12 protein-coding genes are annotated in these 15,586 nt (G+C 62.6%); 11 read left to right on the top strand and 1 reads right to left on the bottom strand.

Annotated elements, in window-relative coordinates:
* Window positions 1-85 precede the first annotated feature (85 nt).
* The 11 genes from C4N04_RS11535 (at window position 86) to C4N04_RS11485 (ending at window position 14,733) form a co-directional block, all read left to right on the top strand.
* A complete protein-coding gene (locus C4N04_RS11535) occupies window positions 86-1,135 on the top strand; it encodes a glycoside hydrolase family 5 protein (RefSeq protein WP_096763094.1) in 1,050 nt (349 codons plus the stop codon).
* Between the two features lie 2 nt (window positions 1,136-1,137).
* Window positions 1,138-2,418 (top strand): hypothetical protein, encoded by a 1,281-nt coding sequence (locus tag C4N04_RS11530; protein WP_106796062.1) that lies wholly within the window; start codon window positions 1,138-1,140, stop codon window positions 2,416-2,418.
* A gap of 56 nt (window positions 2,419-2,474) precedes the next feature.
* Entirely contained in the window at window positions 2,475-3,491 is a 1,017-nt protein-coding gene (locus tag C4N04_RS11525) for an acyltransferase (RefSeq protein ID WP_096763096.1), read from the top strand.
* Window positions 3,492-3,708: 217 nt separating this feature from the next.
* On the top strand, window positions 3,709-4,593 hold the full coding sequence (gene purU, locus C4N04_RS11520; RefSeq protein ID WP_077995025.1) for a formyltetrahydrofolate deformylase: 885 nt from the start codon (window positions 3,709-3,711) through the stop codon (window positions 4,591-4,593).
* 119 nt (window positions 4,594-4,712) lie between these two features.
* Window positions 4,713-7,640, top strand: a complete 2,928-nt coding sequence (locus C4N04_RS11515; protein ID WP_106796061.1) for an aminotransferase — start codon at window positions 4,713-4,715, stop codon at window positions 7,638-7,640.
* Window positions 7,641-8,162: 522 nt separating this feature from the next.
* Window positions 8,163-8,357: a hypothetical protein gene (locus tag C4N04_RS11510; protein WP_009995469.1), complete on the top strand. Its 195-nt coding sequence runs from the start codon at window positions 8,163-8,165 to the stop codon at window positions 8,355-8,357.
* 121 nt (window positions 8,358-8,478) lie between these two features.
* Window positions 8,479-9,474 (top strand): P1 family peptidase, encoded by a 996-nt coding sequence (locus C4N04_RS11505; RefSeq protein WP_077995097.1) that lies wholly within the window; start codon window positions 8,479-8,481, stop codon window positions 9,472-9,474.
* 132 nt (window positions 9,475-9,606) lie between these two features.
* On the top strand, window positions 9,607-11,136 hold the full coding sequence (locus C4N04_RS11500) for an ABC transporter substrate-binding protein (protein WP_183598698.1): 1,530 nt from the start codon (window positions 9,607-9,609) through the stop codon (window positions 11,134-11,136).
* A gap of 359 nt (window positions 11,137-11,495) precedes the next feature.
* A complete protein-coding gene (locus C4N04_RS11495; RefSeq protein WP_106796060.1) occupies window positions 11,496-12,443 on the top strand; it encodes an ABC transporter permease in 948 nt (315 codons plus the stop codon).
* A gap of 2 nt (window positions 12,444-12,445) precedes the next feature.
* The gene (locus C4N04_RS11490) at window positions 12,446-13,309 is read left to right on the top strand and encodes an ABC transporter permease (protein WP_077995027.1); all 864 of its coding nucleotides are present in this window, start codon (window positions 12,446-12,448) and stop codon (window positions 13,307-13,309) included.
* Window positions 13,309-14,733 (top strand): amidase, encoded by a 1,425-nt coding sequence (locus C4N04_RS11485; RefSeq protein WP_077995028.1) that lies wholly within the window; start codon window positions 13,309-13,311, stop codon window positions 14,731-14,733. Before C4N04_RS11490 ends, C4N04_RS11485 begins: the two co-directional genes overlap by 1 nt.
* On the opposite strand, the gene C4N04_RS11480 is transcribed toward C4N04_RS11485, so the two are convergent.
* A complete protein-coding gene (locus tag C4N04_RS11480; RefSeq protein ID WP_077995029.1) occupies window positions 14,726-15,583 on the bottom strand; it encodes an NlpC/P60 family protein in 858 nt (285 codons plus the stop codon). The two genes, C4N04_RS11485 and C4N04_RS11480, sit on opposite strands and share 8 nt — an antisense overlap.
* Window positions 15,584-15,586 lie beyond the last annotated feature (3 nt).

The raw sequence follows: 15,586 nt of genomic DNA, 5'->3' as shown, positions 1-15,586 counted from the left end.
AGACTTTAGAAATTCTTAGCTAACGGACCGTTAAGATGGGCCCGAGCGACGTCGATGTCGCGATTTGCCGTGATTCGAGGGTAGGATGAGGACGACACGACATCTGGTGGCGCTGCTGCTTGCGGCCGCTCTCACCCCGTCGTCGGTCTTTGCGGCCGGTGCGCCCTGCTATCGCGGCGTCAATCTCTCGGGCGGCGAATATGGCGAGCGCGGCGGCACCTACGGCACGAACTATATCTATCCAAGCGAAGAGACGATCGGCTATTTCGCCAAAAAGGGCATGACGATCATCCGGCTGCCCTTCCGCTGGGAGCGGCTGCAGCCGGCGCTCGGCGGCCGGCTCGACGATGACGAAATCAAGCGGATCAAAGATACCGCTGCCTTAATCCGCAAGCACGGCATGGCGGTCCTGCTCGACCCGCATAATTTCGGCTATTACGACAAAGTACAGATCGGCACTGCGCCGGCGACGGACGCCGCGTTCGCCGACTTCTGGGCGAGGCTCGCGGTCGAATTCGCCAATGAGAACGGCGTGCTCTTCGGCCTGATGAACGAACCGCATGACATTAAGGCAACGGACTGGCTCGATGCCGCCAACGCCGCGATCCGCGGTATCCGGGCCGTCGGCGCACGCAATCTCATCCTCGTGCCGGGCACGGCCTGGAGCGGCGCTCACAGCTGGGAAAAGGATGTGATCGGCGGCGCCAACGGCACGGTGATGCTCGGCGTGCGCGATCCTCTCGATTTCTACGCGTACGAGGTCCACCAATATCTCGACGTCGATTCGTCGGGAACCCATCCAACCTGCGAAGGTGCGGATGCCGCGGTCGAAGCGATCGCCGGGGTCACCGCCTGGCTGAAGCAAAACCACAAGCGCGGCTTTCTCGGCGAATTCGGCGCCTCCGCCGACAAGGACTGCATGGGCGGGCTGAGAGAAATCTACGCCACCATGTCTGGAAATAGCGACGTCTGGCTCGGCTGGTCTTATTGGGCGGCCGGCGAATGGTGGCCGGCGAACGAACCTTTCAACGTTCAGCCGCGTCAGGGCCCTGAGCGGCCGCAGATGCGGCTTCTCGCCGAGTCGGCCAAAGCCGATGCCGGCGCCTGCACCGCCGTCAAGCCCGCGGAGAACTGACCGTGGCAGCGCTCGATCAGAAAGCAGTGACGTTCACCGTGGCGAGCAACCGGGTCGATGCGGCCGCGAGTGGATCGCGCGTCGACCATCCGGTGCTCTGGCTCGGGCTGCTGTCGGTGCTCTATAACGGCATCCTGGCCTTCATCAACCACAACATCGTGCCGCTTTCGTTGACGCATGTCGCCGCCAGCGAGGGCCTGATTCTGGCAAGCGCCATCATCTACATCCTCCATAAGGGGATTTACGAAACCGACCTGCCGGCCTTCTTGTTCCTGCTGTTCACGCTTGTCGTGACCATCTATGTCAGCGTGCTCAACCGCCTACCGTTCGTCGATCATTTCCGCAACGTGCTGATCATCTTCTGCTTTTCCGGTATTGGCGGCTGGAGCAACGAGAAAACCATGAAGCTGGCCTTTCGCTGGGCCAGCCTTGCGGTGCTGATCTTCCTGATCTTTGAGATCGTCAGCGTGCCGTTCTATGTCAGCATCGTGCATCCGTCCGATTATTTCGCCAATACGCGCGGACTGCTGCCGCTGAGCTACAATAAGACAGGCCTGTTCCAGAACGCACTCGGTTTTCCCGAGCGCTTCTCCTTCGGCATCATCGACCATCGCTCGTCATCGATCTTCCTCGAACAGGTGTCGCTCGCCAATTTCTGCGGCGTGATTGCGATCTATCTGGTGTCGATGTGGGACAGAATTAGCCGGTGGGACCGGCTGCTGTTCATCGCCACGGCAGTGCTGATCCTGGTGACGAACGATACGCGCACGATGCTGATCTTCTGTTTTGCCTGCATCGTCGGCTATTTCGTCTTTCCGAAGATCCCGAAGAATTTCAACTTGGCGCTGATGCCGCTGATCATCGCCGCAGGTTTCCTCGTCTACACCATGAAGCCCAATGCGACAGGTGACAATTTCACCGGCCGCATCAATCTGACGATGAAGAAGATCATGGAGCTCGATCCTCTTGCCGTTCTCGGCCTTTCGGTCGACAGGGTCGCCGAATTCGCCGACAGCGGCTATGTCTACCTGATCTACGCGGCGACCATTTTCGGCGTCATCGCCTTCTGGCTGTTCGTCTGCCTCTTCCCAGCAGGCCGCACGGCGGCGCAGCGGCGCTGCGCCCATTCACTTTCTCTTTTCATTTTTCTGAATATGATGATCGGAGGGACGGCGGTTTTCTCGATGAAGATTGCCGGCCTCCTGTGGTTCGTCGTCGGATATATGCGCTTCCACGACAACCCGCGCATCCGGCAGGGTCGTGCGGCAGATGTAACGAGTTGACCGCAGCCGCGCGGAAGGGACCGGCGCCGGCGCGAGCCCGAGGAGCAAGACGCTCGATGCTTGTCCAGCTTCAATATCTGCGCGCTGTCGCGGCGCTGATGGTCGTTTATTTCCATGCGATATTGCAGCTTGCCAAAGTCAATCCCGCCGTTGACGCGACGGCTTTTCTCTATGGTGAAACCGGGGTCGACATCTTCTTCGTCCTCAGCGGATTCGTGATGTGGCTGACGACGAGCGGGCGCGCGATGAGCCCCTTCGATTTCGCCCGCCGCCGCATCAGAAGGATTGTCCCGCTCTATTGGCTGGCAACGCTGTTTTCTGCTGTCGTGGCGCTGGCGGCCCCATCATTGCTGAAATCGACGGTGTTCGACCTTCCGCATCTAATCGCCTCGCTGTTCTTTCTGCCATGGGCCAATGCCGCCGATCCCGGCACGATCACCCCCGTCGTCGTGCCGGGCTGGACGCTGAACTACGAGATGTTCTTCTATTTCGTGTTTGCCCTCTTGCTGCCGCTCTCGGAAGCCCGCCGGATTCCGGCCATGTTTGCCGTCTTTGCCGTGATCCTGATCGCCTGCCGGCTGCTGCCGGAAACAACGGCCACCCGGTTCTACGGCGAACCGATCATGCTGGAGTTTCTCGCCGGCGTGGTGCTTGGCTGGCTATATGGGCAGAAGGCGCTCCTGCCGAACCGCTGGGCATGGGCGGCGCTCGCCATTGGCTTTGCGTTCCTCCTCGTCAACGAGGCGCTGATGCCGCCGGAGAGCCGGTTCTACGCCTGGGGGGTCCCGGCAGTCTTCATCCTCTACGGCGCGGTCTCCACCGATTTTTCCCGGCTGCCGGTTCTGAGATGGCTCAACTATCTCGGCGACTGCTCCTACGCCATCTACATCACCCACGCTTTCACGCTTGCTTTCCTCAGGGTCGCCGCCGACCGCCTGCCGATCGGCATCCTGCAGCAGCCGGTGCTCTTCGTGATCCTGTCGCTGGTGCTCTCGTCGGTCGGCGGTGCCATCGTCCACGAAATCACCACGCCGCGCCGCAAGGTGGCCGCAGCAAGCCGTCCGCCGGCCTGACTTTCGTGCCGAAGGCGAGAATACGCATCCCCACGGCGCTGGCGGCACAGTTTTTTGCGCAACTTCTCCTAAGCTAAGGCCTGGAAGCGAGAGAACTTGCACAAACGTGATGGTTCATCTTGCAATTTGTCGCATGAATGAAAGCGCACCGGCCTATTCGCGGCCCGGGCTTTGATCTAAGCACGGCGGCGCTCTTGAAGAGGGAAGAGGGACAGATATGAGAAGCTATGTATTGACGGTATCCTGCAAATCGACGCGTGGCATCGTTGCGGCGATTTCCAGCTATCTGGCGGAGAAGGGCTGCAACATCATCGACAGCTCACAGTTCGACGATCTCGATACCGGCAAGTTCTTCATGCGCGTCAGCTTCATTTCGGAAGAGGGGCTGTCCGGCTCGGCGATCAGCACCGATTTTGCCGCCGTCGCCGCACCTTTCGAAATGGACTACGAGTTCCACGACAGCGAAAGCCGCATGAAGGTGCTGCTGATGGTGTCGCGCTTCGGCCATTGTCTCAACGACCTGCTCTACCGCTGGAAGATCGGCGCCCTGCCGATCGACATCGTCGGCGTCGTCTCCAATCATTTCGATTACCAGAAGGTCGTCGTCAATCACGACATCCCCTTCCACCACATCAAGGTGACCAAGGAAAACAAGCCGCAGGCCGAAGCCCAGCTCGTCGAGCTCGTCAACCAGACCGGCACCGAACTGATCGTGCTCGCCCGCTACATGCAGGTCCTCTCCGACCAGCTCTGCAAGCAGATGTCGGGCAGGATCATCAACATCCACCATTCCTTCCTGCCGTCCTTCAAGGGTGCCAACCCCTACAAGCAGGCTTATGAGCGCGGCGTCAAGCTGATCGGCGCAACCGCCCACTACGTCACCGCCGATCTCGACGAAGGCCCGATCATCGAGCAGGACACGGCGCGCATCACCCATGCCCAGAGCGCCGACGACTATGTCTCGATCGGCCGCGATGTCGAAAGCCAGGTGCTGGCCCGCGCCATCCACGCCCATATCCACCACCGCACCTTCATCAACGGCAACCGCACCGTCGTCTTCCCGGCCAGCCCCGGAAGCTACGCCTCCGAACGCATGGGGTGAAGCCGCCAAGGCCGGCATCTCTTTTGCTGGCAAACGACAATCACCCGTTGCCTGCCGACAGCAAGTATTTGATTATCTCGCTCAACGGGTAATCGAATCATGCTGCGGGAGGGGGTGTCATGAACGACGAGGCGCTTGTTGATCGCATGGCGCTGCCGCGTCCCGACGTCACCATCGCAGACGCGGAAGAGATCCTGCTTGCCCATTACGGCCTGTCCGGCACGCTTGCCGAACTCGGCAGCCAGCAGGATCGCAACTATCGCGTCGACAGCGATCGCGGCCGTTATGTGCTGAAGATTTGCCATGCGGCTTACGAGACCCGCGAACTCGAAGCGCAGAACGCGGCGATCCATCACCTGAAAAGCAAGGCGGACGCGCCACGCGTTCCCACTGTGATCGCCACGAATGACGGGCGGGAGATCCTTGTCCTTACCGTGCGCGGGCAGGGCTATCAGGTCAGGCTGCTGGAATATCTGGGAGGTCGAGGGCTGACGGAACTGACATATCTGGCGCCGGCTTCCGTCGCGGCGCTTGGCGCTCTCTGCGCGAGACTGGCGCTGGCGCTTGCCGATTTCGACCATCCGGGCCTCGACCGCAGCCTGCAATGGGACCTGAGGCGGGCCGGGCCGGTTGCCGTGCAGTTGCTTTCCGCCATCACCGATAGCGCCGCGCGCGATCGGATCGCCAAGACCATGGTCATGGCCGTACGTCGCATCCAGCCGCTGGCGCCGTCGCTCCGGCTGCAGGCCGTCCATCACGACGTCACAGGCGACAATGTTGTCGGCCATCGCGATGCCCGTGGCCACACCATCCCCGACGGGGTGATCGATTTCGGCGACATCATCCGCGGCTGGCTGGTCGGCGACCTCGCCGTCACCTGCGCCTCGCTGCTGCATCAGGCGAATGGCGACCCCTTTCATATCCTACCCGCCGTCACCGCCTATCAGGCGATCTATCCGCTGAGCGACGACGAACTGAAGGCGCTGTGGCCGCTGATCGTCGCGCGCGCGGTCATCCTCGTCGCCAGCAGCGAGCAGCAGATTTCAGTCGATCCCGACAACGACTATGTCCGCGGCAATCTCGACCGCGAGCGGGCGATCTTCGATACGGCGATGTCGGTTCCGTTCGAACTGATGGAGGCCGCCATCCTCAAGGCGGCCGGCGTGGGCGTCGCCGCCCCGGACGCATCGGAATGGCTGCCGCTGCTGCCCGACATCGATCCTGCCGCGATCGCCTATATCGATCTCGGGGTGCAGAGCCCGCATTTTTCCGCCGGCAACTGGCTGAATGCCGATATGGACTGGCGGCTGCTTGCCCGGGCTGCGACCGAAAACGGCACGGCGGCAACGCGCTACGGTGAATATCGGCTCTCCCGCGCGGCCCTCGCAAACACCAAGGAACAGGCGACCTGCGCTCTGCATGTCGATATATGCCTTGCGGCGGGAAGCGCGGTCGCAGCACCCTTTGCCGGCCGCATCGGCTGGAAGGACCAGCATCTGATCCTGACCTCCCAGACGGTGACCCTGCACCTCGACGGGCTCGACCTCTCGGTCGAGAATGAAGCCGAGGTTGCCAGCGGCGAGTTGCTGGGCACGGTCGCCGGAGAGGCGTCGTCGCTCGGCGGGCTGCGTCTCCAGCTCTGCAGCGTCGCGGGCCTCGAACCGCCGCTCTTTGCCACGCCGCGCGAGGCAGCGGCCTGGTCGGTGCTCTGCCCTTCACCCTCGCCCCTTCTCGACCGGCAAGCGGATGCTCCGCAACCGGAAACCGCTGGTCTGCTCGTCACGCGGCAGGCGCATGTCGCAAACGCGCAGAAGCACTATTATGCCGCGCCGCCGCAGATCGAGCGCGGCTGGAAAGAACATCTGTTCGATGTCGAGGGCCGCGCCTATCTCGATATGGTCAACAACGTCACCATCCTCGGCCATGGCCACCCCAGGTTCGCGGCGGCAATCGGCGCACAATGGCTGCGGCTCAATACGAATTCTCGCTTCCACTATGCCGCGATCGCGGAATTTTCCGAACGGCTCGCCGCGCTTGCGCCTGAGGGGCTCGATACGGTCTTTCTGGTCAATAGCGGCTCCGAGGCGAACGATCTGGCGATCCGGCTGGCGCAAGCCCATAGCGGCGCGCGTGATATGCTGTGCCTGCTCGAAGCCTATCACGGCTGGTCGGCGGCGAGTGACGCCGTCTCCACCTCGATCGCCGACAATCCTGAGGCGCTGAGCACCAGGCCGGATTGGGTGCATGCGGTCGTCTCGCCGAATACCTATCGCGGCGCGTTTCGCGGGCCCGACACGGCCGCGAGCTATCTCAGCGCCGTCATGCCGATGCTGGAGACGATCGACGCCGGCGGCCAAGGCCTGGCCGGCTTCATCTGCGAATCAGTCTACGGCAATGCCGGCGGCATTCCCTTGCCGGACGGTTATCTCCGGGAGATCTACGCCCAGGTGCGCGCCCGCGGCGGCCTCTGCATCGCCGACGAGGTGCAGGTCGGTTATGGCAGGCTCGGTCATTATTTCTGGGGTTTCGAACAACAAGGAGTGGTGCCCGATATCATCACCGTCGCCAAGGGCATGGGCAACGGCCATCCGCTTGGCGCCGTCATCACCACACGCGCGATCGCGCAGTCACTGGAGAAGGAAGGCCCCTTCTTTTCCTCGACCGGTGGCAGCCCGGTCAGCTGCATCGCCGGCACGGCGGTGCTCGATATCATGGCCGAGGAAAAGCTGCAGGAAAATGCCCGCACGGTCGGCGATCACCTGAAGGGGCGGCTTGCGGCGCTGATCGACCGTTACCCGATCGCCGGCGCCGTGCATGGCATGGGCCTCTATCTCGGCCTGGAATTCGTCCGCGACAGAACGACGCTGGAGCCGGCGACGGCAGAGACGGCGGCCATCTGCGACCGGCTTCTAACACTCGGCGTCATCATGCAGCCGACCGGCGATCACCAAAACGTGCTGAAGATCAAACCGCCGCTCTGCCTCAGCATCGAAAGCGCGGATTTCTTCGCGGACATGCTGGAAAAGGTGCTCGACGAAGGCTGGTGAGCGCGGCCTTTCCGACATTAACCAAATCGGTCATTTCGAGGCATTTCGATTTTTAATGAAACGGCCCATTGCCTGATTCAGCCGGGCTTCCTATGTCTGCTGCGGCGATCGAAAGAGTTTCGATTCTGTCATGCGAATTTTACGAAAAGCTGATATGTGTCTTTCCGTAAGTTTAGCTGGAATAGAATAGAATTTTCCGGATCGTCGATTTTTTGACACGTTTCGGAATATGTTTCTGACAGGCTATCGGGTAATGTCTACCAAGTTAGTAGATTACCAAGTCAGCCATCACCGGTCCCGGGCTCTTCCGAGACCACTCAAGCGCAACGCCAACGCAAGGAACGAGACATGATAGACATCGATATTCTCGCCACTTTCCTTTGGCGATCTGTGCTTGGCAATGACCGTCCGGGCGCCCTCTCCCGCCCGAACTGTCGAATGTGACGTTCGTCCTCCTTTTCAACGGTACCAGACAAGTCAATTCGCCATGGCTGCGCCTATCGCGCGGCAGGAGTTCTATCTATGAAGAAGCAAGTTATCGAATATGCAGGCGTTCCCGTCGGGATCGTCATTCCAGACGAAGACCGGCTGAAGTTCATCGCCGTGAAATACCACGTCCACGACCTCGACGAGCAGCGTTTCGCTTCGCCGGATGAGGTGCGGCTGGCCATTCACGACCTGATGACCCGCCGTCATCCGAAGCCCCTTCATGCCTGAGGGCATGCAGCCGCTGCCGCGTTTGGCGGCTTTCTGTTGTCCCCGGTCCTTAGGGGCCGGTCTTGTTTTTTGAGGACAATTGCAGTCCTATCGGCGGCCCTTCGTGCACAAGGATCCGCCCTTGCCTGACCTTCTCAATCTGATCACCGATATTGACGGCGTCGCCGTCGGCCATGCCACCGATCTCACCCTCGGTTCCGGCGTTACGGTCATCGTCTTCGACGAGCCGGCCGTCGCATCGGGCACGGTGCTCGGCGGCGCGCCGGGCGGGCGCGATACCGGCCTGCTCGACCCGTCGATGACCGTCAACGCCGTCGACGCCTTCGTGCTCTCCGGCGGCTCGGCTTTCGGGCTCGACGCCGCCGGCGGCGTGCAGGCGGGATTGCGCGAGATCGGCCGCGGTTTTGCGGTCGGTTCGATGCGCATCCCGATCGTGCCGCAGGCGATCCTGATGGACCTGCTGAACGGCGGCGACAAGGACTGGGGCCTGCACTCGCCCTATCGCGACATGGGTTATGCGGCCTTGAAGGCAGCAGCCAAGGGCGCCTTCGCGCTCGGCACGACAGGCGCCGGGACGGGGGCGACGACGGCCACCTTCAAGGGCGGGCTCGGCTCGGCCAGTGCCGTCAGCAGCGCCGGACACTGCGTCGCGGCTGTTGTCGCTGTCAACGCACTCGGCTCGGCAACGATCGGCGACGGGCCGCATTTCTGGGCGGCGCCCTTCGAGAAGGACGGCGAATTCGGCGGGCTCGGCATGCCTGCCGTGACCGACCACCGGATGCGGCTCAAGGGGACGAACACGCCGGCAACGACAATCGGCGCGGTGGTGACCGACGCGCAGCTGACGAAGGCGGAGGCGCACCGGCTTTCGCTGGCCGGCCATGACGGCTTTGCCCGGGCGCTTTTGCCGGCGCACCTGCCGCTCGACGGCGACACCGTCTTTGCCGCTTCAACAGGCAGGCATCGACGAGACGACATGGCAAGCCTGATGGAGCTTTGCCACCTCGCCACCATCGTGATGGCGCGGGCGATCGCCCGCGGCGTCTACGAGGCGAGCGCCCTTCCGGCCGAAGGCGCGCAGAAGGCGTGGCGCGACCGCTATCCAGACGGTCATTGATTGAATAGACATGTCTCGCAAAACTGTGCAGCGTTTGCGTCAAAGACATGCGGACAACAAAGACCGGAAGCGGCAGGCAGATCTGAAAGATCGCGACACGCCTTATGGTCGCAACCTGGTAGAATGGGCATGATGAATAAGCTTTCGTTTGCGCCTTCGGGACGTTTCGTCCGGCGGCTTTCCCTTGGCACTGCGCTTTCGGCCGGTCTGATGATGACGGCGATGACGCCGGCGGAAGCGGCGAAAACCACCCTCAACCTTGGCATGAGCGTCGAGCCGACCGGGCTCGACCCGACGATCGCAGCCCCCGTCGCCATCGGCCAGGTCACCTGGCAGAACGTGTTCGAGGGACTGGTGAGGATCGACCAGAGCGGCAAGGTCCAGCCGCAGCTGGCAAAGAGCTGGGAGGTCTCGCCCGATGGCCTGACCTATACATTCAAGCTGCAGACCGGCGTCAAATTCCATGATGGCGAGACTTTCGATTCCGCCAGCGCCAAGTTTTCGCTCGACCGCGCCCGCGGCGCCGATTCGGTCAATCCGCAGAAGCGCTTCTTCGCCTCGATCGCCTCGATCGAAACGCCCGATGCGAAAACGCTGGTGCTGCATCTCTCAGCGCCGACCGGCAGTCTGCTCTACTGGCTCGGCTGGCCGGCTTCGGTGATGGTCGCGCCGAAGACGGCGGCCGATGACAAGGTGACGCCGATCGGCACCGGCCCCTTCAAATTCGTCAGCTGGGCAAAGGGCGACAGGGTCGAACTTATCAGGAATGCCGACTACTGGAACAAGGATGCGGCCGCCAAGCTCGACAAGGTGACCTTCCGCTTCATCGCCGACCCGCAGGCGCAGGCAGCCGCGCTGAAATCCGGCGATCTCGACGCCTTTCCGGAATTTGCCGCACCCGAGCTGATGAGCTCATTCGACGGGGATGCCAGGCTCGTCACCAGGATCGGCAATACCGAGCTCAAGGTCGTCGCCGGCATGAACAATGCCAAGAAGCCTTTCGACGACAAGCGCGTGCGCCAGGCGCTGATGATGGCAATCGACCGCAAGACGGTGATCGACGGCGCATGGTCGGGCCTCGGAACGCCGATCGGCAGCCATTACACGCCGAACGATCCGGGTTATCAGGATATGACCGGCGTGCTGCCCTATGACGTCGAGAAGGCCAAGGCGCTGCTGGCCGAAGCAGGCTACCCCAACGGCTTGACCTTCACGATCAAATCGCCGCAGATGGCTTATGCGCCGCGCAGCGCTCAGGTGATGCAGGCGATGTTTGCCGAGATCGGCGTGACGATGAATATCGAGCCGACCGAGTTTCCGGCGAAATGGATCCAGGACATCATGAAGGACCGCAACTTCGACATGACGATCGTCGCCCATGCCGAGCCGCTCGACATCGACATCTATGCCCGCGATCCCTATTATTTCAACTACAAGAACCCTGATTTCAACGCGTTGATGAAGAAGGTCCAGGAGACGGCCGATCCCGCCGCGCAGAATGCGATCTATGCGCAAGCGCAGAAGATCCTCGCCGAGGACGTGCCGGCGCTCTACCTCTTCGTCATGCCGAAACTCGGCGTCTGGGACAGGAAGCTGAAGGGGCTGTGGGAGAACGAGCCGATCCCTTCCAACGTGCTGTCCGGAGTTTCCTGGGAGGAGTGAGGCGGCGGGCCGGGTGGTGACGCAATAAAGGGGATGGCCTTGGACAGATCCGACATGTATTTGGCCGATACAGCGTGCAGCCCTTCCCCTGGCTCGCCAACTCCATTCAGATGGGGCCGACATGGTTTGATTTCGCTGGACGGCACTCCTGGCGCCAGCGCCTTAGATGGCTCCTTCCACCCGCCCCGCCCTCCGTCATGCTCGGCCTTGAGCCGAGCATCCACACGGCACCCACCAACAGCCGCGACATGGATCCTCGGCTCAAGGCCGAGGATGACAGAGAGTGGGGTTGAACTTCTCGCCAAATCCAACGCCAGCCCATGGGAGAGCCGCCGTGCCATCTCGGCAGCGTGGCCCACATGATCGCCCTCCTTGCCCGCCGCTTTGCCGGCCTTGTCATCACGCTTCTCATCGTCTCGTTGCTGATCTTCACCGTCATGGATCTGCTGCCCGGCGATCCCGCCTCGATCCTGCTCGGCACGTCGGCAAGCCCGGAGACCTTAGCGGCGCTGCGCCATGATCTCGGGCTCGACCAGCCGCTCATCCTGCGTTACGGGCAATGGCTGACCGGCGTATTGTCAGGCGATCTCGGCCAATCCTACACCTATGGTGTCCCGGTCGCGGGATTGATCGTCGAGCGGCTGGCGGTGACGCTGCCGCTGGCGCTGATGGCGATCGCATTTTCGGTGGCGATCGCCCTGCCGGTCGGGGTACTGGCCGCCTCGCGCCGCGGCCGTGCCTTTGATATCGCCGCAGCGCTGTTTTCACAGATCAGTATCGCAATGCCGGCTTTCTGGGTGGCCTTGCTGTTGATCATTCTGTTTTCGACGATGCTCAGACTGATGCCGGCTGGCGGTTTCCCGGGCTGGGGCGCCGGTTTGCTGCCGGCGTTGCAGGCGCTTGTTCTACCGGCAGTCGCACTGGCGATGCCGCAGGCTGGCGTGTTGACGCGGGTGGCGCGTTCGGCCGTGCTCGAGACGATGCATGAGGACTTTGCTCGCACCGCCGTCGCCAAAGGACTTTCGCGCAGCGCTGTGTTGTGGCGCCACGTCGTGCCGAACGCGCTGATCCCGATCCTGACCATGATCGGCCTGCAGTTCACCTTTCTCGTCGCCGGCGCAGTGCTGGTGGAAAACGTCTTCAACCTGCCCGGCCTCGGTCGGCTTGCCCTGCAGGCCCTTTCCCAGCGCGACATCATCGTGATGCAGGACGTGGTGCTGTTCTTCGCTGCCCTCGTCATCGTGGTGAATTTCATCGTCGATCTCTCTTACCTCGCGATCGATCCCAGGATGAGAAGGGCGGCTTGACCATGGTGCCGATTACCTCCACGGCCATCGCCAGCCGCCGTCCGGGCTCCAGACTTAGCCGGCGAACAAACCTCATCTCCGGTGCTGTCATCGTTGGCGTGCTGATCGCGGTTGCGCTGTTGTCGCTCGTCTGGACGCCGCTGCCGCCTGAAAAGATGCAGATCGTCCACAAACTGCAGCCGCCGCTTGCCTTCGGCTTGCTCGGCACCGACCAGTTCGGCCGTGACGTGCTGTCTATGCTGATGGCGGGATGCTGGAATTCGGTGTCGATCGCCATCACCGCGGTGGCGATCGGCGGGACGCTCGGTTCGGTCGCAGGCATTTCGGCGGCGGCGATCCGCGGCCCGTTAGAAGCGCTGCTGATGCGCATCTGCGACGTCATCTTTGCCTTGCCGCCGATCCTGTCGGCGATGGTGCTCGGCGCCTTTCTCGGGCCGGGACGGTCCACCGCGATCGCGGCGATCGCCGTGTTCATGATCCCGGTCTTTGCCAGGGTGACGCTTGCAACCTCGCTGCAGGCCTGGAGCCGGGATTATGTGACGGCAGCATGCGCGATCGGCAACACGCGCCTGACTATTTCGCTGCGCCATGTGCTGCCGAATATTATCAGCCAGATCATCGTGCATGGGGCGATCCAGCTCGGGCTGGCGATCCTGACCGAAGCCGGTCTCAGCTTCCTCGGCCTCGGCCTGGCGCCGCCGGCGCCGACATGGGGCCGGATGCTCGCCGATGCGCAAACCTACTTGGCGTTGGCCCCTTGGCTGGCGATCCTGCCGGGCCTTGCCATCGCGCTTGCTGTCATCGGCTTCAACATGCTCGGCGACGGCTTGCGCGATCTTCTCGATCCACGCGAGGCAAGCCGCTGATGTCCTCGAGAAAAGAAAGGCCCAAGACTGCGGCGAGCGATACCAATCTGACCATCCGCGCGCTCCGACGGCGCTTCGCCGATAAAAGCCTTTCGCCACTCGAGTACTGGCTCGCCCTCGAAGACCATATCGCCGCCTGGGAACCGTCGATTTCAGCACTCTACCTCTACGATCCGGAAGCGGCGCGTGTGCAGGCGAAAGCATCGACGGCGCGGTGGGCGAAGGGACTGCCGCTCGGTCCGCTCGACGGCATTCCGGTGACGCTGAAGGAACTGATCGCTACGAAGGGCCAGCCGGTGCCGTTCGGCACCAAGGCGGTGGAGCTGAAACCGGCGGAAGCCGATGCGCCGGCCGCCGCCCGGCTTCGCGAGGATGGCGCTGTGATCTTCGCCAAAACCACCTGCCCCGATTACGGCATGCTATCCTCCGGCCTTTCGAGCTTTCATCCCCTTAGCCGCAATCCCTGGAACATCACACAGAACCCCGGCGGATCGAGCGCCGGGGCTGCCGGCGCGGCGGCGGCCGGCTACGGGCCGCTGCATATCGGCACAGATATCGGCGGCTCGGTGCGCCTGCCCGCCGGCTGGACCGGGATCTTCGGCTTCAAGCCGAGCCACGGGCGCATCCCGGCCGATCCCTATTATGTCGGGCGCTGCCTCGGCCCGATGACGCGCAGGGTCGAAGATGCGGCCTATTCCATGGCGACGCTGTCACGGCCGGACTGGCGCGACGGCACCAGCCTGCCGCCGAACGATTTCAACTGGATGGATCTCGAAATCGACATGTCAGGGATGAAGATCGGCCTGATGCTCGATGCCGGTTGCGGGCTTGCGGTGGATGACGAAATCGGGGGCGCGGTCGAAGCGGCGGCAAAAGGTTTCGAGAAGGCCGGCGCCACCATCATATCCGCCCAACCGGTGCTGACGCGCGCCATGCTTGATGGGCTCGACAGCTTTTGGCGCGCCCGCCTCTGGAGCGATATAGCAGGCCTGGAGGAAAAGCGGCGCGACAGTATCCTGCCCTATATAGGCGATTGGGCGAAGGCCGGCGCCGATGTCAGCGGCGTCGATGCGGTCAGAGGCTTTAACCAGACGATCGAAATGCGCAGGAGCTGCGGACAGCTGTTCACAATGATCGACGCGCTGCTCTCACCGACAAACCCGATCATTTCCTATCCGGCCGAATGGGCATCGCCGACCAACGATCCGGCAAGGCCGTTCGAACATATCGCCTTCACCGTGCCATGGAACATGTCGGAACAGCCGGCCGCCTCGATCAATTGCGGCTTCTCCCGGTCGGGCATGCCGATCGGGCTGCAGATCGTCGGACCACGCTTCGACGACATGCGGGTCCTCAGGCTGTCGAGAGCCTTCGAAGACTGGACGGGCGGCGTGAGCGCCTGGCCGCAGCCACCAGTCACTTGAATGGGCGGCGATAACCGGTCGGCTGTTGGTAGAGCGAGCCGATGCGCTCGACGGCGGCATCGAAATTCTCGCGCGCCACCGTCATGCTGTGACCATTGGCATGAAGGATGCTCTGCGGATCCTCGAAAATCGCCACATGGCCCTTCCAGAACACCAGGTCACCGCGACGGATTTCAGTACGATCGATCGCTTCGCCGAGGCCGGCTGCCTGCATGTCGGTATCACGCGGCGCCTGTCGGCCGGTCATCAGCATCGCAAGCTGGACCAGGCCGGAGCAATCGATGCCGAGACCGGAGCGCCCGCCCCAGAGATAGGGCGTCTCCAGGAACCGGGCGGCGATCTCGACATAATCGGCACCGTCGCAAGCGCCGATCGGCTGGACGTGCCTGGCGAAGATCGCGGTTCCATCCTCGAGCACGACATAATGATTGCCCCGCACTTCCGCCTCGCCGGCGACGTGAATGCGGCTTCCCATCGAAAGCGTCGTCAGGTGCGGCTTGCGCAGTTCGGGCTCCGGGTAGAGGAAGGTGCGCGCCACGGTGACGATATGGGTCGGTACCGGGTCAATTTGCGAGAGCGCGTCTGCGGTGACATAACCGACATAACCGTCCGACGCGGCCTTCACCCAGCACCAGCCGTCGGCGCGATCGAAAACCGTCACCTGCTCGCCAAGGAGCAGCTCCGTATCGATGCCGCGCGCAAGCGCCGGCTCCGGGCGCAAGGCAATGACGGGAACGGCGACGCGTGCCGGGGCGCCTTCCACGAAGCGCGACGCCTCCACCTTGCCTTCGAGTTCTGCTTCCGCGAGATCGGGCCTATAGGCATGCAGGCGGCGGTCGAACATCGTCATTCC

It is taken from the genome of Rhizobium sp. H4, from assembly GCF_003013335.1.
In the GTDB taxonomy this organism is placed as follows: domain Bacteria; phylum Pseudomonadota; class Alphaproteobacteria; order Rhizobiales; family Rhizobiaceae; genus Rhizobium; species Rhizobium sophoriradicis.
Note: the sequence above shows the minus strand (reverse complement) of the source record. Positions and strands in the feature narration are given on the sequence as shown.

What these genes read in the sequence shown, in the direction of transcription:
- C4N04_RS11535 (WP_096763094.1), top strand. Translation starts at nt 86, where the DNA reads ATGAGGACGACACGACATCTGGTGGCGCTGCTGCTTGCGGCCGCTCTC.
- C4N04_RS11525 (WP_096763096.1), top strand. Translation starts at nt 2,475, where the DNA reads ATGCTTGTCCAGCTTCAATATCTGCGCGCTGTCGCGGCGCTGATGGTC.
- purU (WP_077995025.1), top strand. Translation starts at nt 3,709, where the DNA reads ATGAGAAGCTATGTATTGACGGTATCCTGCAAATCGACGCGTGGCATC.
- C4N04_RS11515 (WP_106796061.1), top strand. Translation starts at nt 4,713, where the DNA reads ATGAACGACGAGGCGCTTGTTGATCGCATGGCGCTGCCGCGTCCCGAC.
- C4N04_RS11510 (WP_009995469.1), top strand. Translation starts at nt 8,163, where the DNA reads ATGAAGAAGCAAGTTATCGAATATGCAGGCGTTCCCGTCGGGATCGTC.
- C4N04_RS11500 (WP_183598698.1), top strand. Translation starts at nt 9,607, where the DNA reads ATGAATAAGCTTTCGTTTGCGCCTTCGGGACGTTTCGTCCGGCGGCTT.
- C4N04_RS11495 (WP_106796060.1), top strand. Translation starts at nt 11,496, where the DNA reads ATGATCGCCCTCCTTGCCCGCCGCTTTGCCGGCCTTGTCATCACGCTT.
- C4N04_RS11490 (WP_077995027.1), top strand. Translation starts at nt 12,446, where the DNA reads ATGGTGCCGATTACCTCCACGGCCATCGCCAGCCGCCGTCCGGGCTCC.
- C4N04_RS11485 (WP_077995028.1), top strand. Translation starts at nt 13,309, where the DNA reads ATGTCCTCGAGAAAAGAAAGGCCCAAGACTGCGGCGAGCGATACCAAT.
- C4N04_RS11480 (WP_077995029.1), bottom strand. Translation starts at nt 15,583, where the DNA reads ATGACGATGTTCGACCGCCGCCTGCATGCCTATAGGCCCGATCTCGCG.